General features: G+C 41.3%; 24 protein-coding genes. 19 read left to right on the top strand and 5 right to left on the bottom strand.

What is annotated here, in order from left to right; all coding sequences use genetic code 11:
* The first annotated feature begins 24 nt into the window (after positions 1 to 24).
* From J3P43_RS07345 to J3P43_RS07330, 4 genes are read left to right on the top strand one after another with little or no spacing between them, the layout of a single operon-like run.
* Positions 25 to 1,179 carry an apolipoprotein A1/A4/E family protein gene (locus J3P43_RS07345; protein WP_255900804.1) on the top strand — a complete coding sequence of 385 codons (1,155 nt, stop codon included), beginning with the start codon at positions 25 to 27 and terminating at the stop codon, positions 1,177 to 1,179.
* Positions 1,180 to 1,202: 23 nt separating this feature from the next.
* A complete protein-coding gene (locus J3P43_RS07340) occupies positions 1,203 to 2,141 on the top strand; it encodes a peptidoglycan-binding protein (protein ID WP_255900803.1) in 939 nt (312 codons plus the stop codon).
* Positions 2,142 to 2,173: 32 nt separating this feature from the next.
* Positions 2,174 to 3,259, top strand: a complete 1,086-nt coding sequence (locus J3P43_RS07335; RefSeq protein ID WP_255900800.1) for a T6SS phospholipase effector Tle1-like catalytic domain-containing protein — start codon at positions 2,174 to 2,176, stop codon at positions 3,257 to 3,259.
* Positions 3,260 to 3,269: 10 nt separating this feature from the next.
* On the top strand, positions 3,270 to 3,920 hold the full coding sequence (locus J3P43_RS07330; RefSeq protein ID WP_255900797.1) for a hypothetical protein: 651 nt from the start codon (positions 3,270 to 3,272) through the stop codon (positions 3,918 to 3,920).
* Positions 3,921 to 3,965: 45 nt separating this feature from the next.
* On the opposite strand, the gene J3P43_RS07325 is transcribed toward J3P43_RS07330, so the two are convergent.
* Both J3P43_RS07325 and J3P43_RS07320 read right to left on the bottom strand, forming a co-directional pair.
* A complete protein-coding gene (locus tag J3P43_RS07325; RefSeq protein ID WP_255900796.1) occupies positions 3,966 to 4,421 on the bottom strand; it encodes an SRPBCC domain-containing protein in 456 nt (151 codons plus the stop codon).
* A gap of 22 nt (positions 4,422 to 4,443) precedes the next feature.
* Positions 4,444 to 4,914: a VOC family protein gene (locus tag J3P43_RS07320; protein WP_255900795.1), complete on the bottom strand. Its 471-nt coding sequence runs from the start codon at positions 4,912 to 4,914 to the stop codon at positions 4,444 to 4,446.
* 181 nt (positions 4,915 to 5,095) lie between these two features.
* Between J3P43_RS07320 and J3P43_RS07315 the strand changes: the two genes are divergently transcribed.
* From J3P43_RS07315 to J3P43_RS07295, 5 genes are all read left to right on the top strand, one after another.
* Positions 5,096 to 5,557 (top strand): MaoC family dehydratase, encoded by a 462-nt coding sequence (locus tag J3P43_RS07315; protein ID WP_255900792.1) that lies wholly within the window; start codon positions 5,096 to 5,098, stop codon positions 5,555 to 5,557.
* Between the two features lie 12 nt (positions 5,558 to 5,569).
* Complete coding sequence (locus J3P43_RS07310; protein WP_255900791.1) at positions 5,570 to 6,541, top strand: ABC transporter substrate-binding protein; 972 nt, start codon at positions 5,570 to 5,572, stop codon at positions 6,539 to 6,541.
* Entirely contained in the window at positions 6,541 to 7,407 is an 867-nt protein-coding gene (locus tag J3P43_RS07305; protein ID WP_255900789.1) for an ABC transporter permease, read from the top strand. Before J3P43_RS07310 ends, J3P43_RS07305 begins: the two co-directional genes overlap by 1 nt.
* Before the next feature lie 98 nt (positions 7,408 to 7,505).
* Entirely contained in the window at positions 7,506 to 8,255 is a 750-nt protein-coding gene (locus tag J3P43_RS07300) for an ABC transporter ATP-binding protein (RefSeq protein ID WP_255900787.1), read from the top strand.
* A 35-nt stretch (positions 8,256 to 8,290) separates the two neighbouring features.
* Complete coding sequence (locus J3P43_RS07295) at positions 8,291 to 8,710, top strand: DUF2721 domain-containing protein (RefSeq protein WP_255900785.1); 420 nt, start codon at positions 8,291 to 8,293, stop codon at positions 8,708 to 8,710.
* A 65-nt stretch (positions 8,711 to 8,775) separates the two neighbouring features.
* Here J3P43_RS07295 and J3P43_RS07290 read toward each other — a convergent pair whose 3' ends face one another.
* Positions 8,776 to 9,291, bottom strand: a complete 516-nt coding sequence (locus tag J3P43_RS07290) for a DUF2911 domain-containing protein (protein ID WP_255900784.1) — start codon at positions 9,289 to 9,291, stop codon at positions 8,776 to 8,778.
* Positions 9,292 to 9,462: 171 nt separating this feature from the next.
* Between J3P43_RS07290 and J3P43_RS07285 the strand changes: the two genes are divergently transcribed.
* Complete coding sequence (locus tag J3P43_RS07285) at positions 9,463 to 10,161, top strand: DUF6250 domain-containing protein (RefSeq protein WP_255900783.1); 699 nt, start codon at positions 9,463 to 9,465, stop codon at positions 10,159 to 10,161.
* On the opposite strand, the gene J3P43_RS07280 is transcribed toward J3P43_RS07285, so the two are convergent.
* Positions 10,139 to 10,603, bottom strand: a complete 465-nt coding sequence (locus J3P43_RS07280; RefSeq protein WP_255900782.1) for an NUDIX hydrolase — start codon at positions 10,601 to 10,603, stop codon at positions 10,139 to 10,141. The genes J3P43_RS07285 and J3P43_RS07280 overlap by 23 nt on opposite strands.
* A gap of 265 nt (positions 10,604 to 10,868) precedes the next feature.
* Between J3P43_RS07280 and J3P43_RS07275 the strand changes: the two genes are divergently transcribed.
* The 8 genes from J3P43_RS07275 to J3P43_RS07240 all read left to right on the top strand — a co-directional run bounded on the left by J3P43_RS07275 (position 10,869) and on the right by J3P43_RS07240 (position 19,229).
* Positions 10,869 to 11,141: a hypothetical protein gene (locus tag J3P43_RS07275; protein WP_255900779.1), complete on the top strand. Its 273-nt coding sequence runs from the start codon at positions 10,869 to 10,871 to the stop codon at positions 11,139 to 11,141.
* Between the two features lie 136 nt (positions 11,142 to 11,277).
* Positions 11,278 to 12,561 (top strand): YaiO family outer membrane beta-barrel protein, encoded by a 1,284-nt coding sequence (locus J3P43_RS07270; RefSeq protein ID WP_255900778.1) that lies wholly within the window; start codon positions 11,278 to 11,280, stop codon positions 12,559 to 12,561.
* A 121-nt stretch (positions 12,562 to 12,682) separates the two neighbouring features.
* Complete coding sequence (locus J3P43_RS07265; protein WP_255900776.1) at positions 12,683 to 14,551, top strand: tail fiber domain-containing protein; 1,869 nt, start codon at positions 12,683 to 12,685, stop codon at positions 14,549 to 14,551.
* A gap of 35 nt (positions 14,552 to 14,586) precedes the next feature.
* Entirely contained in the window at positions 14,587 to 15,183 is a 597-nt protein-coding gene (locus tag J3P43_RS07260) for a hypothetical protein (RefSeq protein ID WP_255900775.1), read from the top strand.
* Positions 15,125 to 16,447 carry a hypothetical protein gene (locus tag J3P43_RS07255; RefSeq protein WP_255900774.1) on the top strand — a complete coding sequence of 441 codons (1,323 nt, stop codon included), beginning with the start codon at positions 15,125 to 15,127 and terminating at the stop codon, positions 16,445 to 16,447. Before J3P43_RS07260 ends, J3P43_RS07255 begins: the two co-directional genes overlap by 59 nt.
* A 39-nt stretch (positions 16,448 to 16,486) precedes the next feature.
* Entirely contained in the window at positions 16,487 to 18,286 is a 1,800-nt protein-coding gene (locus J3P43_RS07250; protein ID WP_255900773.1) for a response regulator, read from the top strand.
* Positions 18,287 to 18,398: 112 nt separating this feature from the next.
* Positions 18,399 to 18,929: a GNAT family N-acetyltransferase gene (locus J3P43_RS07245; protein ID WP_255900771.1), complete on the top strand. Its 531-nt coding sequence runs from the start codon at positions 18,399 to 18,401 to the stop codon at positions 18,927 to 18,929.
* Between the two features lie 36 nt (positions 18,930 to 18,965).
* Positions 18,966 to 19,229: a hypothetical protein gene (locus tag J3P43_RS07240; RefSeq protein ID WP_255900770.1), complete on the top strand. Its 264-nt coding sequence runs from the start codon at positions 18,966 to 18,968 to the stop codon at positions 19,227 to 19,229.
* Here the strand turns inward: J3P43_RS07240 and J3P43_RS07235 are convergent.
* Positions 19,219 to 19,611, bottom strand: a complete 393-nt coding sequence (locus J3P43_RS07235) for a hypothetical protein (protein WP_255900768.1) — start codon at positions 19,609 to 19,611, stop codon at positions 19,219 to 19,221. The genes J3P43_RS07240 and J3P43_RS07235 overlap by 11 nt on opposite strands.
* 80 nt (positions 19,612 to 19,691) lie before the next feature.
* On the opposite strand from J3P43_RS07235, the gene J3P43_RS07230 reads away from it, so the two are divergent.
* Complete coding sequence (locus J3P43_RS07230) at positions 19,692 to 20,465, top strand: sulfite exporter TauE/SafE family protein (RefSeq protein WP_255900766.1); 774 nt, start codon at positions 19,692 to 19,694, stop codon at positions 20,463 to 20,465.
* The last annotated feature ends 27 nt before the right edge of the window (positions 20,466 to 20,492 follow it).

Here is a 20,492-nt window from a genome sequence, read left to right as displayed (position 1 = left end):
TAAGCGGTAAATATTTTTTTGCTTATGAGCAGCACTGACGATGCCAAAATAGAAGAGCTGATAAAGAGTACCTGGGTTATTATTAAATGGTTAATCAGTCTCGGTTTGCTCTTGGTAATCCTTTTAAGTTTATCTAACTCAAATCCCGCGAACTCTCAATGGTGGTCGGTTATCTCTACCAGCGGGTGCGGCTTGCTGCTGGGTGGCGCCAGTTTCGCGGGAGGCGGTTTTCTGGGATTCATTTTCGGGATTCCAAGCCTTTTGCAAAATCAAAGCCTTACGGCTTCAAAACCTACCACCTTCAAATACAACGATAATCTGGTTCAAATAAGCGATTGGCTCACCAAAATTATTGTGGGCGTAGGGCTTACCCAGTTGGGAAACATCCCTGGAAAGGTTATTAAAGCAGGTCAATTACTTGCGCCAAGCTTTGGTGGAGGCGAAGGAGGTCGTAACGCCGCACTGGTGATTATATTCTATTTCCTTCTTTTTGGATTTCTGATCATCTACTTCTGGACCCGGACAGATTTTACCAATATCATGAAAAAGACTGATGATGATATCAATAAGATCAGGCAGGACTACGAAGAAGTAAAACAGGAGAAAGAGAAGGTAGAGCAGGTAAACCAGGTGATGAAGCAGGAAAATAAAGAATATAAAGAGCATGTAATCCAGGTGAAATCAAGCGAAAACATCCAGAAAAGTAACATGGTAAGCGATGTGAGTACTCTAAGCACGCTTGCCCAGGACGATCCTGAATTGGGGGATAAGCTCGAACAGTTAAAAGAAATTGTAAAGAAGCAACTTCAGAGCCGACCCATAAAACACCATGACGACACCCAGAAGGAAAGATGGGGCGGGAGGAGTAAAAATATGGGTAAAGTGATGGAGGCAGCCGTAACCCCAAGCAGTTGGAAAAATTTTTACAATATTGATATCGCTGTTTATTGCGAGGATGGGAGCTTGTTAAAGGACCCTATAGCCATTTTTGTAGATGATACCTATAGGATACCAGACAGCGTAATTTACATCAAACCCGATGAAAATGGAGTTGCTAAACTGTCATTGCTCGCTTTCGAAGCATATACTCTGGGAGCTTTATTCTTAGACGACTCCACCCTGGAACTCGACTTGAATAATCATCCTGGCTATCCTGCAGAATTTTATTGGAATGAATAATAAACCAACTATTAATATAAGTTATGTCACGACAAACGATTATCGATACTGCCAAATCTGAAGAGAATGTAAAGGAAAGCCCGGCGTCAACAAACATCCAAAAGTATGGCCAATGGTATGGCATGAATGGAGTAAAGTGGTGTGCTATTTTTGTAAGCTGGGTGTATGATAAGGCCGGCTATCCTTTGGGAAAGGTAGAAACAGCTAAAGGATACCATTATTGCCAGGGCGCATATAATTATTGGAAAAGACGAGGTGAGCTTACCAAAAATCCGCAGGCCGGCGACATTGTTTTGTTCGACTGGAAAGGCGACGGCCACTGCGACCATACCGGCATATTCGACAGCTGGAAAGATAAATCAACCGGTCGTTTTTATTCCTGGGAGGGTAATACAGAAGTTTCAAATGACAGCGATGGTGGTAAAGTAATGCGTCGCGAGCGCAATGTAAGCCTCGTTAAGGCTTTCGTTTCTCCTTCGGTACTGAATGATTTCTCTGGTTCAATGCCGGAAGATACTTTACAAATAGGAGACCGCGGGAGTGACGTATCCTTTATGCAGCGACTATTGTGGGGAATGGATTATACCATAGATGTTGATGGGATTTTTGGAGCCGGCACAAGGGCGGTGGTGATTCAATTTCAAAATGAGCATTTTTTAGATCCTACAGGCATAGTTACGCCCGATGTTTTGGGTGCAATGCAGGAAGAATATAATATCCAGCAGCAAACGGAAAAAAAAGCCAGTACTGCATCTTATCTGCAAAAAGGAAATTCAGGTTCGGCAGTAAAGGCATTGCAGCAAAGTCTCAATCAGATGGGGGCAAATCCACCGATCAAAGCAGACGGCGTATTCGGTGATAAAACCCTTGCTGCACTTAAAACCTTTCAGCAAAATAAGGGATTGAAAGTAGATGGAGTTGCGGGGCCTATAACTTTTGCTGCTTTGGGGCTGGTAGTATAAATGTTTTTTGAATAACCGAATAATATCATGCTATGAAAAGAATTATAACCTGCAGCGACGGCACATGGAACAAGCCTGGCTGCAAAGACCGCGGCAAAATTGTTAAAACTAATGTTGAGAAGATGTTTCAGGCAATCTGTGATTGCGATGGGGATGTCCGCCAGCTTAAAGTGTACGATCAGGGTGTGGGTACGGGGTTTTCCTTTAAAGACAGGCTGTTTGGCGGCGCTGCCGGAGCAGGAGTGGATAAGAATATTAAAGACATGTATATTTTTATCATGCTGAATTACGAGCCTGGTGATGAAATATATCTTTTTGGCTTCAGCAGGGGAGCCTATACAGCCAGAAGCCTTGTAGGGTTGATTAGAACTTGCGGATTGTTAAAAGTTCAAAACATGCACCTTGTAGATAAAGCTTATGAGCTTTACCGCGACCGAAACGATTATAGCGATGCAAATTCCGACCTCATGGTATCTTTCCGGAGAAACAATTGTGTGGAAGACATCACGCCGATAAAATTTATCGGAGTTTGGGACACGGTAGGCGCCCTTGGAATTCCTCTCCCGATCTATCAGAAATATAACTCAAACCGTTATAAATTTCATGATGTAACTCTTAGTCCAACCGTAGAAAATGCCTGTCAGGCTTTAGCTATTAACGAAAGAAGACGACCCTTTCAGCCCGCCATCTGGGAAACATGTAAAAGTGTTTTGAATAACCCCGATCATCCGCAGCGGCTGGAACAGCGCTGGTTTGCCGGTGTGCACTCGAATGTTGGTGGTGGGTATTATGAGAGTGGCCTCAGTGATCTGGCGCTACAGTGGATTGTGGGTAAAGCCCAAAAAATAGGATTGTGTTATCACGATCACGAGATCTCAAAAATAAAGGGCAATCATTTGGGTGAATTGAGAAATTCAATGGGCTTCTGGTATTGGTTCCTGCTTCCGAAAAGCAGAAAAATTACGCTTGGCAATCCTGTGACCAGGGAGGTAATAGATGAGTCAGTCTGGATGCGATACGATGAAGATCCGAGCTTCAGGCCTCGTACCTTAAGAAATGTACCGAGGTCTGTTGGAAGTACTTTCTTGTCGGATAAAGGCGAACTGATAGAATTTTAAGCGTTCTTTTATGGAATTACTACAAATCCCGGATATTGATCTCCACAAATTTTGGGAATCTAATAAGTTAATCATCCCGGTTGTTGCTGCAGCGATAGGTTACCTGGTTAAAATCATAATAGAACTGGTTTTAGAGTTCAGACGGAAAAGCATCAGTCAATTGGAAGAACGGCTCAAATTATTTTACTGGCCACTTCTTATCCGCATTAAAAAAGACAATGCAATATGGGAAATGATTCTTTCGATAAGAGAGGATGCTTCTTCGATGAAATATAAAATTGCCGAGAGGGTTGAAGCCGAGGTATTGAGAAACCATCAAGAAGCATTAGAGATCATTGAAGAAAATATTCATCTGGCCGATCCCGATCCGGAGCTGGTAGTAGCTATTAGTCAGTATATTAAGAACGTCACAGTATATAAAGCTATACGTGATGCAGGCGACGCGACAGCCTTTCCACTGCAGTATAACGCGCCCTGGCCAGATCAGTTGTATCGACTTCTTGATCAAAAAACACAACTGAACCAGAATAGGTTAAACAGCTTCATAGGCGTTAAAAGCCCGGCCCATCTGTTTAAAAACTATAATAAAAAAACGTACAGAAAAAAGCCTGCTACGGTTTCTGCCGGGTTGAGAGCCGAGAACGCTGATATTGACCGTTGAGGATACTTCGCCCAGGATTATAAACCTAAGCGAAGTACTAACTGTTTAACTAACAGGATGAGCTTGCTTTTCCGACAACTCTTTCACCCGACTAAGTGCCTTGGGCCAGGTGTCTAAGAAGTAATCTTTAAAGTCTTCCGTAACATCTATCTCAATTAAAAGTTCCGTTTTTCCGTCCAGGTTTTTAAGGGTGTAATTTTCGAGCGCACCTGCCCAGGATTGAACGCTTTCACTATTCAGATCTTCAACGCCATTCTTAATTTCACCGATATGGCGGATAGACAAGAATTGGTTGGGGATATTCCGGTCTATAACCGAAACCATTCCGTTGCCTTTCCCATCTAAAAATAGCGTTTTCGTACCTTCCTGCCAATCGGTTTCAACGGTCGAGCCTTCTGCAAAAACCGAAGTCCACTGCGGGTAGGTGCTTTCTCCGAACAATACATCCCAAACCTGTTCTGGTGACGCATCAATTACGATGTTAAATGTTTGTTTTTCCATGGTTTTATGAATTAGTTGACGATTATCCTTCCTGGTAAGCTTGTTTTAGAATATTGATATCAAGTTTTTTCATTTTCATCATCGCCTGCATGGCTTTTTGAGATTTCGCTCCATCACCCGTGAATAGCGAAGGTAATTCGGTTGGAACCACTTGCCATGAAAGTCCGAATTTATCTTTCAGCCAGCCACATTGTTGTTCCTGCCCGCCTTCCGACAGCTTCTCCCAATAGTAATCCACTTCTTCCTGATTCTCGCAGTTTACAACCATAGAAATTGCCTCGCTGAACTTGAAAAGAGGTCCTCCATTCAGAGCAATAAATTTTTGTCCGAAGAGTTCGAATGTTGCGGTCATGACGGAACCTTTCGGCCCTGGTCCGGCATCACCATAACGGGCCACTTCACCAATCTTTGCATCCTTAAAAACAGAGGTGTAGAAATTGACTGCTTCTTCAGCATTGCTGTCGAACCATAAACACTGGGTTATTTTTTGCATATCCTTGTAGGTTAAATTACATAACAAAGATGATGCACTTTTTGTAAGCTGGCAGGGGGAATTAGCGACAAATTAAGTTCTGATTGCGTCATCCGCCAGAGGTTTCCTGCAATTACACAGGTATTCTTTTTACATGTCGGAGAATTATGGTATAATGCATACATTATATAAATTTATCGATATGCTAATTATAAAAAGTCATCAGGAGTTTGCAGAATACGCGGGTAAGGAACTTGGTGTTTCTAACTGGCACACCATTACTCAAGAACAGATAAACATGTTTTCGGACGCTACTTTAGATCATCAGTGGATACATACCGACACTGAGCGGGCTAAAACCGAAAGCCCTTTCAAAGCAACAATTGCGCACGGGTATTTAACATTATCCTTAATTCCTTATTTATGGAAACAGGTGATCGACATCCAGAACCTTAAAATGGAAATTAATTATGGGATTGAAAGCCTCCGTTTTGCCCAGCCAGTGATAGTAAACAGCGAAGTAAGATTACGCGTAACACTTAAAACTATTCTTAATTTAAGAGGAGTAACGAAGGCAACCATCACGGCCGAACTGGAAATAAAAGATGAAAAGAAATCAGCCTTTACAGGTGATACTGTTTTTCTATATCATTTTATCGACTAAATTACTTAGAATATGTTCCGTTTATATTCGGGAAAAATATGGCTTATCGCTCTGGTAATTTCAGCGGGATGCAGTTCGCAGAATAAGGAAGTGCCGGTTGTTGGTTTTGTTGATGCTTTTGAAGATGCTACAATTTCTCAGGCCAGAGATGGCTTCACGGCTGCGCTGGCAAAAAATGGTTTTAGCGAAAAAGACAAATCGGTACAGGTTATTTATCGCAATGCTCAGGGAGATATTCCCACCCTTACCCAGATCGTTAACTATTTTATCTCCGAGAAAGTAGATTTGATGGCAACCTGTACTACGCTTTCTACCATTACCGCACTTCAGCGTTCTAAAGAGATTCCTGTGTTTATGATGGTATCGCCAGTTCCCGAACGTATGAAAGTGACCGATGCAGCTGGAAAGGAGCCAAAAAATTTATATGGGGTGGCAGAGGACCTGGCGTATATCGACACCTCATTTTCGTTCATCCCCCAGCTAATTAAACCTAAGGGGGCAACGCTGGTAGTGGGTATGATCTATAATCAATCCGAACCTCAATCTGTGGATGCGGTTCAACGTATTAAGACATTGGCCACTCAACTAAATGTACGGGTTGAGGCCCTTCCGTTAAATAGTTCTGCCGATGCTCAGCTGGTTACCCAATCTCTTTTAAATAAGAATATCGATGCTTTTTTCGCTAATCCGGATAACTCTGTGTTCGCGTCTTTTGAAACCATTTTAAAAAATTGCAATCAAAAAGGGGTTCCAATATTTACCAGTGAGTCTGGTCTGGTAAAACGCGGTGCGCTGGTAGCCTTTGGCGCCGATATTTACCAATGGGGCTATCAGGCAGGCGAGCAGGCTGCTCAGTTTTTAAAAAGTGGTAATTCTGATAACTTAAAATGGGAGATGGTGAAAAAGCGGGTAAGGGTATACAATCCGCAGGTTGCTAGTAAATATAAGATTGTGATACCTGCAGGCTTTGAAGCAATAAACTAATGGAATTCTATCTCACCGCCATCTTGCAGGCGCTCTGTTTTTCTGGCCTGGCCATCGGGATTTTTATCTCCATGAAGATATTTAACATCCCGGATATCACTACAGACGGGAGCTTTACTCTGGGTGGCGCAATAACAGGTGTGTTACTGATGGCAGAAATACCGCCATCGCTCTCTCTGCTGGTGGTTATGTCAGCTGGCGCGCTGGCCGGCGCCTTTACCGGATTTATACATGCTAAACTCAATGTAAATCCGCTTTTGGCAGGTATTTTGGTGATGACTGCACTATATTCGGTCAACCTCTCATTGATGGGACGTTCCAATATTCCTTTATTCAATATTTCAACCTTATTCAGCCCGGCGTTTTTTCTTCAGGATTTGAACCAAAATACATTCATTGTGCTGCTGGTATTTGTTGTAGTTATGTTGCTTGTAATTGGCTATCTTCTTAAAACTGATTTCGGTATTGCCATGCGTGCCACCGGAAACAGTGAAACAATGATTAAAGCGTTAGGCGTGAATACCAACCGGATGAAAATCATCGGGTTGGCTATGGCAAACAGTCTCACCGCCCTTAGCGGCTACCTTATTACCCAATTTCAGGGCTTTGCAGATATAAATATGGGAATTGGGATCGTAATCGTCGGCCTTGGATCGGTAATAATAGGAGAGACCTTGATACACTGGCTTAAGGTAAAGTCGATTTTGACTAACCTGGTATTAGTGATTGCGGGGGCTGTTATTTTCCAGTTGGTGCTGGCGGTCACACTAGACATAGGTGTCGATGCAAATCTTTTAAAACTTGTTACGGCCTCTTTCGTGTTGCTGATAGTTAGTTTGCCCAGGGTATTATCTGTTCAGAGGTGAGTATGCTTAAGTTATTAAACAGCGCGCAGGACTTTTGTGCGATAAACTATTGTTCATAAAAAAGATCGTATAACTTTCATAAATGATATACCCGCTCTATGCTTAAAATCTCTCATTTGCATAAAACCTTCAATACGGGCAAAGTAAATCAGGTAATTGCTTTACACGATGTTAATATTGAAATTCAGAAGTCGGAATTTGTTGTGATTGTAGGAGCAAATGGTTCAGGAAAATCTACTCTCTTAAACTGTATTTCGGGGAGTATCTTTCCTGATTCCGGAAGCATTCATATTGGTAATTGTGCTGTTGATCATCTCAGGGAACATCAGCGCAGCAAATGGATTGCCCGCGTTTTTCAAAATCCACTAAGTGGTACTGCGCCCGATCTAAGTATTCTCGAAAACTTTAGACTGGCAGCGCTCCGAACCTCATCAAAAGGCCTGCGAATCGGGATTACGGAAAGATTTAAGAATACCGTAAAAGATCGTATCGCTGAACTGGGTATGGGGCTGGAGGCAAAAGTTCATCAGCCAATGGGTTCTTTATCCGGAGGTCAGCGCCAGGCATTAACACTGCTTATGGCTGTAATGGATGGTTTAGAAATATTGTTATTAGACGAACCGACTGCCGCCCTTGATCCGCGATCTGCCGAAACAATCATGAAAACAGCTGCAAAACTTATCGCAAACCACCAGCTAACAGCCGTATTAATTACCCATAATATGAAAGAGGCATTGGCATACGGAAGTCGCATTATTCAGATGGCCGAGGGACAAGTGAGGCGTGATGTTACCGGAGCACAAAAAACCGGTTTAACTCCATCTAATTTATATGAGTGGTTTCTTTAAAAAGGTAAGGTCAGATCTGAAATAAAAGCACGTTTATGGAATTTTCTATTACAACTCCAGCAATTCTTTTTCCAGCAATATCATTACTGCTGCTTGCTTATACCAATCGGTTTATGGCTTTGGCGAGTTTGATAAGGAGTCTGAAAAACCAGTATATTGAAAGTAACAACCCCAATCTCATCGGACAGATCTCAAATCTGCGAAAAAGAATTTACCTGATAAGGAACATGCAGGCTTGTGGAATAGCCAGTTTTTTTCTTTGTGTGATAAGTATGTTATTGTTGTTTAACGATAACCATTACCTTGCGAAAGCCACTTTTGGATTCAGCTTGGTCTTGCTCCTGATTTCGCTATATCTTTCTCTGCGAGAGATTCAAATATCGATAGAAGCATTAAAGATTGAGTTAGGAGATTTGGAAAACGCAGCAATCCCGAAAGGAAAAAAAGCTGGCTAAGGCAACATCTTTTTAAAGGATTCTCAGAAACCAGAAGCGTATGACTTCTGAGAGATCCTTCGTTATTATTTTACCTCAAATTCAACCTCGGTTTTACCCCATTCAAGCGACACTTCGCCGTTTTTCGCTAAACTGATGGTAAATAACTCTTTTGCCGATTCACCGCTTTCAGGTTTTACATTGATTCTTAATTGGTCGGTTTCTTCTTTATAATTTGTACCCCATTGGTCCCAGTTTTTATTAAAAATAATAGTCCACTCTTTTTCCCCTGGAATAGTGAACAGACTATATTTCCCAGCAGGAAGAGGTTTTCCTTCAACGGTTACATTCTTGCTTACTTCGAAAATTGTCGCCTCATTTGCACCTGTTCTCCAAACCTTCCCATAAGGAGCAATATCTTTTCCGATGGTACGGTTTTTTAACGACGGCTGGCTGTAGTCTATGGTTACAACAGCTCCGCTTTCAAGCGTTTCGCTTACTTTTGCTGGAGGACTGGCTCTTTTACTTTTATCCTGTTGTGCGAAAGCGCTGTTGCCGGCTACACACGCGACAAAAAAAGTTAAAGCAAGTAATTTTTTCATATCTGTATTATTTAAGTGAATAATAGTATAAAGCAAATATATTGTGTTTATTGTTCGGGGAGAGGTTTAAATTTTTCAAATGGGTAAAAAGCGTGGCTTGTAACGATAACTTTATAGTATCGTTTTGTTCTGGCAAGGCGAATTATCCTAATCAATCTTAAGTTTTTTTATATGAGGTCTTTTCTGTTTTTCTGTTTTTTACTGATTCTTACTTCTTGTAAAGTTCAGGGGCCAGCTTTAATACTTCCTGGTTACGAGGTCGATAAGCTTATTTTTAAGGATGCGTTTGCTAAATTATCTGCGCGTTGGATTGTCGAAACTCCTGCTCACAAAAACTCAAGAGTAGTTGCAGACAAAAATAAACTGGTAATCGATGTGGCTGCTGGCGCAACGGTTTGGCTTGACGAGAAACTCGAAGGTGGTTATTTGATTGAATTTACCAGGAAAGTCTTGGTAGACAGCGGCGTGAACGACAGGCTCTCGGATCTAAACGTGTTTTGGATGGCAAAAGATCCTAAAAATGTAAATACATTTACACGTAGCGGCGTTTTTGAAGAATACGATTCGCTCAGCCTTTATTATGTGGGAATGGGCGGTAATACCAATTCTACCACACGATTTAGAAAATATTACGGAGATGGCCGGAAGCCTTTGCTACAGGAGCATCTCGACAAAGCACATTTATTAGAGTCTAACAGGGATTATCGTATTACGCTAACGGTAAAAAATGGTCTTACCGAGTTCTTTGTAGACGGCGTTAAATTTTTCAGCTACCAAGACCCTCAGCCGTTAAAAGAAGGATATTTCGGGTTTCGCACCACTTGGTCGAGGCATGAGATCAGGGACTTCAAAATCTACTCTTTAAAATAGCTTCAAGCTGATCGACGAAGTCTGTTTGAGCCGGATTTAATTTTAAGCGCCCCTGCTCGAGCGTAAACCATCCGGCTTTATCCACTTCCGGGAAGAGTTTTGTTTTGCCCGATTTAGGCGGCCATTCAAGTTCAAAGGAATTCGATTGTATGAAGTTTATTTCGAAATCGCACTCTACTGCCCATGCGGATATCTTCTTCCCGCTTTTTAATCTTACTTCTGTAAGGGCTATAAAAGGCATCGTTTTACTCAGGATATTGCCGGTTTCCTCCATAAATTCCTTTATTGCAATTTCAAAAGGGTCTTCGTCTATATATTCCCCTTTCGGGATTGACCATACGCCATGATCTTTCTTCTCGAAGAAAGGACCGCCCGGATGTACTAAAAATACTTCGATATCTGGATGTTTGTGGTAGGCGAGGATTCCGGCGCTTAATTTCATTTGTACTAAGTTAAATACACTGTCCTGATGTTTTTGTAGTTAGTGTATGCATTTTTATATAGGTCTAAAAATAATCTTTATGTAAATAAAATGATTTTTGTAAATATTTCTTATTTACGTTTATAAAATGATAATAAAAGTTGTAATTTAGTATTATGTTGATTTGTTGATAGTGAATTGGCTTAATATTTGTTAATAGTTTAATCGGCGTTAAAGCCGAAGCTTAGTGTAAAGTTTACACTAAATAAAAATTCGGAGGTATTTTATGAAATTAACAGAGTTATTATTAAATGGATTTAGCTTTAAAGAGATTCTTAAACAATTCTCAATGGATCAGTCTGAAATAAAAATTCAGGATGAAGATTTGATTTTATCACGAAAAGATCTTAGTAATATCGAGATCTTAAAAGAACGTATTTTAATTCAGGGGAAGAGTACTTCCGGAATTGTTAATCTGTTCGGGACCCTACATTACAACTTAATGAATCAGCTGGCTGTTTTTGAATTAGACTCTGTTGAAACAAAAGCTGTAGCCTAAACTATAAAAATACTTCGATTAAAAGGCCTGATGTGAAAACATCGGGCCTTTTGTTTTTGTGCAAACCTATCTGATGTTTTTTCGTATATGCGTGTAATTCGACGCTCGAATTATTGATAATTGCTTACATTAGAAAATGCGTGTGCTCTCAACGTTACCAGTTTATATCCTGATAAGTCTGCTCCTTTTGTTCTGCTCAACATTAAGGGCTCAGGATAGTGATGAACTTTTCCGGGAGGCCAGGACTGCTGCTTTTGAAAAAAAAAACTATCCTTTGGCTATCCAGCTTTCCAAGGAAGCCCTAAGTAAAAGTCCGGATTATAAGGACATAAGAATATTTCTTGGCCGGGTATATACCTGGTCAGATAAGCCAGACAGTGCCAGAGCTGAGTTTAAAACTGTCTTGAAACAGGAGCAGGGGCACGAAGATGCAAGCCTGGCTTACGCAAGTCTTGAATTTTGGAATGATCAGTACAACCAGGCCCTGCAGTTAACGAATGACGGACTACAGTTCCATCCTGAATCGAAAGACCTCCTTCTGCTGAAAGCTAAGATATTAAACAATTTAAATCGCTATAAAGAGGCCGATAAGGTTGTTACACTAATTTTGCGCACCGATCCAAAAAATACAGCGGCAAGAGCAATTTCTCAGCGAATAAGAGAGAATAGTTCTAAAAATAAGTTCGGGCTTAGTTATGATTTTGTACATTTCGATGAGCAGTTTAGCGATCCATGGCAACTGGTGAGTTTTGATTATGGTCGCCAAACCAGGCTTGGATCAGTATCTGCCCGAATTAATTATGCCAACCGGTTTAAGTCGGAGGGACTACAGTTTGAAGTTGACGCTTATCCAAAACTATCTCCGATGTTTTACACTTATGTAAGCGGCGGCTATTCTGCAGACGGTATTTTTCCAAATTATCGCGCAGGGTTCTCGCTTTATGCGAACCTGCCTGCCTCATTTGAAGCGGATGCAGGTTTCAGGCTGCTCAGATTCGACGATAACACCTGGATCTATACCCTTGCTCTGGGTAAGTACTACAAGAACTACTGGTTTAATTTCCGCGCCTACCTTACTCCGGCAGAAAGTTCGCTCTCTCATTCGTACTCGCTTAATGTGCGTTATTATTTGGGCGGCGCTGATGATTACATCAGGTTTGCGGCCGGTACAGGACTTTCACCTGATGTTTCTACAAATACGGTACTGATTGGGGGAGTAGGAGAGAATGGTGAGCCGGGTAGTATGCTAGTTACCGATGTTAACCGACTCAAATCCAATAACCTGACTCTGGGTTTTACACATTCTTTTAAAGCGCTCAATGTTCTGTCGCTCAACTTATCATGGGTAAACCAGGAATACCAGAAAAATATCTTCGGCAATCAAACCACGGCAGCTCTTAGCTATCAGCGAAGATTTTAAGCAAAAGAATTTTCGGGATTTCCTTCATTTCGGGCTGAATTACAGCCTGCGGTTTAAAACGCAACAAAATATTTACGGTTTTCGTATACCTCCGCAATAATAATTTTATTACGCTCAAATTATGCTTAAAAAATACTTCATATTTAAAGGATTTGCTTTGCTGTTTCTTGCATTGTTATGCCAGGTGGGATACGCCCAGAATGTGGGTATTAATTCAACCGGGGCAGCGCCGCATGAATCTGCAGGTTTGGATGTTAGTTTCGATACCAAAGGGTTTCTGGCTCCCCGGATGACCCTTGCACAAAAACTCGCCATTTCAAGTCCAGCAACGGGATTGCTAATTTATCAGACCGATGGCACTGCAGGCTTTTATTACTACAACGGAACTACCTGGGTTTTTAATGGATCAAGTTCTCAATGGACGACCACAGGGAGTGACTTGTACTATACTGGAAAAGTGGGTATTGGAAGTTCTAGTGCTCCCGGCTATGCTTTAACTATTGGAGCCACTGCGAATCCGCTCTATCTAAGTGGTGTACAGGAAGGTTCTGGTCTAGACAGTATTTTATTGATAGCCGGCGGTGTTGTAAAAAAGCGTGTTTATACAGCAACTGCATCTACTAACGCCTGGTCTTTAACAGGTAACTCCGGGCAGACAAATACATACAATTCAGGCAGCTTCGTGGGAACAACAGATGCTAACGCTTTGCGATTTAGAACCAACAACGTTCAGCGGATGTTCATGGACGCGTCCGGAAATGTAGCAATTGGTTCTAATCCAAGTTTTGCAACGGCTAATGAGAAATTTTTGGTTGACGCCGGTACAACATCTTCTTACAACGTGATAAGTGGAAAAGGTACCATAAATAACTATTTGCAGTTAAATATTCAGAATCTATCGAATGGCATTGCAGCAAGTTCTGATATCGTGGCAAGCAACAATTCGGGTACTGAAACCACAAATTTTGTTGATTTAGGAATTAACTCAACAGGAAATACCAGTACAGACGCTTTGGGGGGAGGGGGCAATTCGTACCTCTATAATAAATCAGGAAATTTAACTATAGGAACTGCAACAGTAGATAAAAATTTAAGATTTATTACGGGAGGACAAGCCACTAGCAACATCAGAATGAAAATTGATTCTATTGGCAATGTTGGTATTGGGACTGGGAACGATGATGTTTCTGAATCACGGCTTAATATTAACGGTGGCTCGATTACTAATAATGTCAACTCGGGTTTAGGTACTGTATTATGGGTTGAAGCAGAGAGAGATCAATATATTGAAATGAATATCCAGAACACTAGTAGTGGACAGGATGCCAGTGCTGATATTGTGGCTACAGCGGACAATGGTGAAGATGACTTTGGCTACATTGATATGGGTATAAACAGTAGTGGGTATCGGACCGGTACACAAGGGAGCAGGATATTGAATGGGCCTAACAAAGCTTATTTATATGCTGTTGGTGCTGAAATGTATGTGGGAAATGCTGCCGCAGATAAACCGTTAATTTTCTTTACAAATAGCGGTAGCCAGGCTGATGAGGATGCAAAGGGTAGCGAAAGAATGCGAATAACTGATGATGGTGAGGTTTTAATTGGGTATACTACGGATCAAGGGGATTATAAATTACAGGTTAACGGCGATATTAAAATAGATGATATAAGTTACGATCAGGTTTTAGGTAGCTCAGATAGACGTCTTAAAACCAATATATCCAATTTGAAGTACGGACTGAACGATATAATGCAGTTGCAACCAGTAATCTACAATTGGAAAAAGAAACCTGACTCTGACAAATTGTTAGGTCTTATTGCTCAAGATGTTCGTCCTTTAATACCTGAGGTTGTCAAGGGTGATGAATCAAAAGAAACGCTTGGAATTGACTATGTAGGTCTTATCCCAGTCCTAATCAACGCCATAAAAGAACAGCAGAAGCAAATAGATGAGTTAAAGCAACAGGTTCAAAAACTTCAAAAATAATCTATTATAAACTATTCAGTACCAAGATATAGGTTATGAGTAAAACCAGTTCCAAAGCCGTTAATGTATATCTCTCGTTAGATCAGGCGTCGATAAATACTTATTTCAACAGGCACGATCCTTCACCTATTTATAAACGTCAGTTAAGTCATCAGTTTGAGCAATATATTCGTGCCTCTGTTCAGTCTGCAAAACGTTATGACCCGATACTATTCAAATTAAATTGCAATAACGATATAGATCAGCAGTTTGCCGAGCCGCTTTTGTATGCCATTCGGAGGCATTTCGCTGATAAAAAAGAGGATGAAATTAAAGCCTTCAACAAGTACAAAAAACGTAATTACGGTGTGGTGTTGGTGAGTTTAATTATCGTAGTACTGGTAAACCTGCTACTTCCTTTAATCATCAGTAAAGAAATTGCCGATGAAACAGGTCTCACGCACTTACTCGACGTGTTTTCCTGGGTTATCTTCTTTCATCCGCTGGATGAACTACTGTTTAACTGGAACCCGCATTTAAAAAGGATTCTGCTGATGAATAAACTAACAACAGCCGAGTCGATAATAATAGGTAATGAGAAAAAGGTTAGCGCTACTACTCCTAATGAAGCTTTCAGGGTTGTTGCTGCATAAGGCAGATGCGCAATCCCGCTTAAGTATGGAAAATTATTATTCGATGCGCACCGACGGTCCCGCAGCAGTAATGCCAGTGGCTAGTTTTCAAACCAGCAATAATTTTTACGCTGAGGGACGATATAATTACGAGGCAGCTAATTCTTTTTCGTTTTATATGGGCAGAACATTTTCCAAAGAAGCAACATTGTCGTACTCCATCAGTCCCATTGCAGGGGCAGTGATGGGTGATTATAACGGTGGGTCTTTTGGAGCCAATGTAAGCATGGGGTATAAAAACTTCTTCCTGTATATTCAACCGCAATACACATTTTCGTTGGCCGGATCTGTTGATAATTTCGCGTATAGCTGGACCGACCTGACCTATAGTCCTTTGAACTGGCTTTCCGTCGGAGTGTCTTTGCAGCATACCAAACCTCAGCGTAGTCCTGGTTTTTTAGAAGGCGGATTAGTGGTTGAGGCAGCATACAAAAATATTACGTTTCCGGTGTATATGTTTAACCCGCATACAAAAGACAGAGCGCTGGTTTTTGGAGCCAATTTTGAGGTTAACTTCAAGAAAAGTAAGGCTAAACAACGCAGAGAGTCAGATTCTTTTAAAGACGTTTACCCTGTAAATATCCTAGCGAGCAATCCTTCAACTGAAGCTTCAGTTTCGCCCAAAGAAGAAATTAAGCCGGCAGAGCCCGTTGTCAATGTACGCAGGGTTAACGTTGTGGTAAGAACTAAATCAGAGCAAACCATTATTAAAACTTATAGCAGCGAGGCCAATAAATTTGTCGCCGGCAGAGCCGGGCAATTAAAGTCAAAGGCTGCTCCCGAAATCCTGGAAGTTCAACAGCCTAGAAAAACGCCTCCAAATGATGCTGCAAGACCAGGAATAATCGCTGAAGAAATCGAAACTCTAGTTTCGACTCCGACTCCGGCGCCGGCAAGTGTTTTCAGAAACAGTTCAAAAGCTCAGCCCTCCTCCATGCAGTTTGCGTTGTTGTTGGGGCCATTCACGACCGAAAATGATGCTTTAAACATAAAATCAAGGCTTTTGTCATCATTCGACAGGGAAATAGTAATTTATCCAGATGGTAGAGAATTTAAGCTCCGAATTCCCGGGTTTGAAGACGAAAAAGCAGCAAAGTTGTTTAGTCTGAACGCCTCGAGCCAAGGATGTAAAGCTGCTGCCATCATCGTACAATACAAGCTTAAAAGCATTGATGCAATACCTTTAAGAAATGATCCAAAGCCTTTCGAGGCAACAAAGTTATAATTGAATATACAGTAAAACGAAGCAATAAATACAGGAAATATGAGTACCGGCCAAATTCTGTTTATCATAGTAGATTCATTCCCGACGCCATTTTGGTTAACCTGGTGGTTCCAGTTAATTGTGCTGCTTGCTATAGCAATAGCACTATATTTCTTCCATCGCTCCAAGGTTAAAGCGGTTGAACACCGTGCCGGCGACCTGGAAAGGCAGTTGCTGGAAACACGAGAGCTTTTGTCGTATGCCAAGCAGAATGAACAGAGCTCGCGCGATTTGGCTGCTCTCGAAAGCAGAAACAAAAGTCAGTTGCTGTCGAAAATAAGTCACGACATCCGTACTCCCATGACCACCATGATGGGGATGGCTGCTTTGCTTAACGAAACCCAGTTAAACAACGAGCAACGCGAGTATACTAACACTATTCTCGATTCTGGCGAAAATCTGTTAAAGCTTATAAACGATATTCTTATAAACGACATACTCGAATATTCAAGATTCGAATCAGGAAAAGAGCTGGAACAAAAGGATTTTGATCTGCGAAACACCATCGAAGAGGTACTGGATGTATTTGCTTCGAAGTCGGCCAAACAGAATATTGATCTCGTTTATGATATTCCTGCAAATGTTCCGACGCAGGTTGTGGGAGACGCTATGCGCCTCCATCAGATATTTACTAATCTTGTGAAGAATTCTATCCGGTTTACCCTCAATGGTGAGATTTTTATCGGTGCCCGGTTTATTGAATCAGGCGACGATAATCGTGTAAAGCTTGAATTTGAAATAAGAGATACCGGGATGGGGATGACCCGCGAAAAGGTTGCTCAATTGTCTAAGGGTTTCGCTGAGCCGGTTTCGGCTTTAAATACAAACGGAATATCTTCCGGCGTGGGCTTGATCATTTGTAAGAACCTGGTCTCGTTAATGGGTGGTTCTATTCAGGTATCAAGTAAAGAACACGAAGGCAGTACCTTCACCTTTACCATATGGCTGAGAACAAGCCTGCAGCAGGTACGTTCGAAAAGTATTGGAATGACGGGAATGGAGAGCAAAAAAATATTGATCGTGGATGATAATGAAACGGTTTGTAACCTTCTCACTAAACAGTTACAGCAATGGAAGCTTTCTGCTACAGGTGTAGGCTCTGGCAAAGAGGCTTTGGCTTTGTTATCCAGAGACTCTGACTACGATCTGGTTATAACCGATATGCAGATGCCCGCTATGACAGGTGTTGAGCTTACGAAAGCTATCAAATCGCTGCATTCTGATATGCCGGTTATATTGCTGAATAAATTTGATGATGAATCTTATAAAAAACATCTTGGGCTTTTCAGCTCGGTAATTAAAAAGCCGATTCGCCAGCATATACTTAATGAACAGATTCTTGTTGCTTTGAGAAACAAAAACAAGGCAAGCGAACAAAATAGTAAACAGAAACTTTCCGTTGACTTTGCAAAAGAGAATCCATTAAAAATCCTGATTGCCGAAGATGATGCGATGAACCAAAAGATGGTCATCAAAGTATTGAATAAACTTGGATATGAGCCGAAGATGACCAGTAATGGAAATGAGGTTTTGGAGGAAGTTAGTTTCAATGATTACGACATTATATTGATGGATGTTCAGATGCCTGAAATGGACGGCCTGGAAGCGACTAAGATGATCAGGCTTTGTTTGAGCGTTCAGCCCACAATTATTGCCATGACGGCCAATACGCTGCAGGGCGATCGCGATGCATGTATACGAGCGGGAATGGACGATTATATCAGTAAGCCTGTAAAACTCGAAGACTTAGTAAATGTACTCGAAAAGTGGTCGCTGCATGCTCAGCAGAAAAACGGCTGAGTGTTGTGAAAAGGTTTAAAGCTCAAAGCTTTAAACCTTTTTTTTGATAATTAATTTGAGGGACGTCTGTTTGATTTGAGAAACCAAATTACGGGAGACCGTGAGTTCAAAAATGTTCAATACTATAACCATCCGGCTGGCCCAACCGCAAGATGCGGCCACTATCGCTTATTTTAGCCGCAAGACTTTCTATGAAAGTTTTGCTGAGCAGAATAGCCGGAGAGACATGGAGAAATTCTTAAAACTCCAGTTCTCGGTTAAAAGCCTTATGGCCGAAGTGGGCAGAAAACAGAATACCATCCTTTTAGCTTATCGGTTTCATACCCTGGTGGGTTATGCGTTAATGCGTGAGACTAAAAACCCTCCGGAAATTAACCCTCCTGTCAGGACCCTGGAGCTAGCTCGTCTTTATGTAGATAAATCTTTTATTGGCAATGGGGTGGGCTCGGCACTTATGAAAGAATGCATTACTCAGGCCAGACTTAAAGCCAAAGAAGCCCTTTGGCTGGGAGTTTGGCACGAAAATCATAGGGCGGTTGAGTTTTATACCAAATGGGGATTTCAGAGGTGTGGTTCTAAAATTTTTATTCTTGGAGACGACCCGCAAATAGATTGGGTGATGAAAAAGGATTTACAATTTTAGTCAATCAAAAGACCAGGTTCGTTCGTTTTGTTTGGCATGGAAGATGATTTTGATTTCGAGGAGAGCCTCAAACCCGAAGAACCGTTTCATATTGAAGTTGATCTTTACGAGACCGGCGATTACAGCCGGGTACTGGTTGTTCCCTGTGATTTAAAATATATTATAGTTTCCGGCGACGAGCACCTATGTACGCTCTCAAAGTCATGCGATGCTATGGAATGCTGGGTTCAGGAAGATGGAAACCTTGAAGATGAACTGGTAGAGAAACTTGGTCAGGCTATTGAGAGCTTTAATGTGTAACAGCCGATAAATTTTCTCCTGTAAGGGTAAAATAAACGTTCTGAAGCTGATGAACAGAGTCGATTGGTACTGCAAGCCTGCCATTCTCTAAAAATCCGCTTTCAAAATCCGATAATTTAAACTGAACAAAATTCTTGTTATCCACCCAGATGTTCTCCCCGGTGCTTTCTTTATTGAATCCCAAAAGTTCTAACCATTGTTCGCTGGGCTCAAGCGGAAGGATTTCGTCAAATTTAATGCGGAAATGGTAGCCTTGTCTCGGTACAAGCATTTCGCCTATAATAGTGGAGTGCTGAATGTCGGTTAAAAACAAAACACCTTCTTCATTTTCCCGCGGACTTATTTTTATAAGATTTCCTATTTTTAGCTCCTGTACATCCATTCGATCAAAGTTAAGATTCCTGACATTAATACTAAAGTTTGGATGCAAATGTTACCTGCTAATATTTTATTCTGCTACAGATGACCCAAGAGCTTATTCTTCTTTGTTTTGTTTCTTTCGGCGCAGGGTTTATCGATTCTATAGTAGGCGGTGGCGGATTACTTCAAACACCGGCAATGCTCATTATTTTACCTCAATACCCCATCGCCACCTTGTTTGGAACCACCAAGATACCTTCTTTAGCAGGTACCGCTTTCGCGGGATATAAATACTCCAGGAATATCTCTGTTAACTGGAAGCTGCTTTCTGTAGTACTGCCTGCGGCATTTTTAGGTGCAATGCTTGGAGCTTTTGCAATTACCGTAATTGATAATACTCAGATTAAGCCGCTAATTTTTCTATTACTTGTTTTAGTGGCTATTTATACTTATTGGAACAAAAATTTTGGCTTGCATACCGAGAAAAATTATCCTTTTTCCATGCAGGCCCTTCTTGGTGTACTTTCAGGTTTTTCAATCGGTTTTTACGATGGCTTAATTGGCCCGGGAACTGGCACCTTTTTAATTCTTATGTTTGTAGCGGTTTTAGGGAACGATTTTATTCATTCCAGCGCGCATGCCAAATACGTAAATGCAGCTACAAACCTCGCTGCTATTATTTACTTCGCCCGTACCGGACATATTTTATATGAGTATGCCATCCCTATGGCTTTATTTAATCTCTGTGGTTCTTACCTGGGAACCAAATTGGCGCTTCTTAAAGGGAATAGGTTTATAAGAATCTTCTTTTTACTGGTAGTGTTTGGAACCATACTGCGGTTCGCTTACGATATATTTTTAAAAGGAGAAGGCTGATGTTTGCCTTCTCCTTTTAAAGCCTGC

It is taken from the genome of Paradesertivirga mongoliensis (genome assembly GCF_024436395.1).
Classification (GTDB): domain Bacteria; phylum Bacteroidota; class Bacteroidia; order Sphingobacteriales; family Sphingobacteriaceae; genus Paradesertivirga; species Paradesertivirga mongoliensis.
The sequence above is the reverse complement of the archived record's forward strand: the minus strand, read 5'-3'. Positions and strand labels throughout refer to the sequence as shown.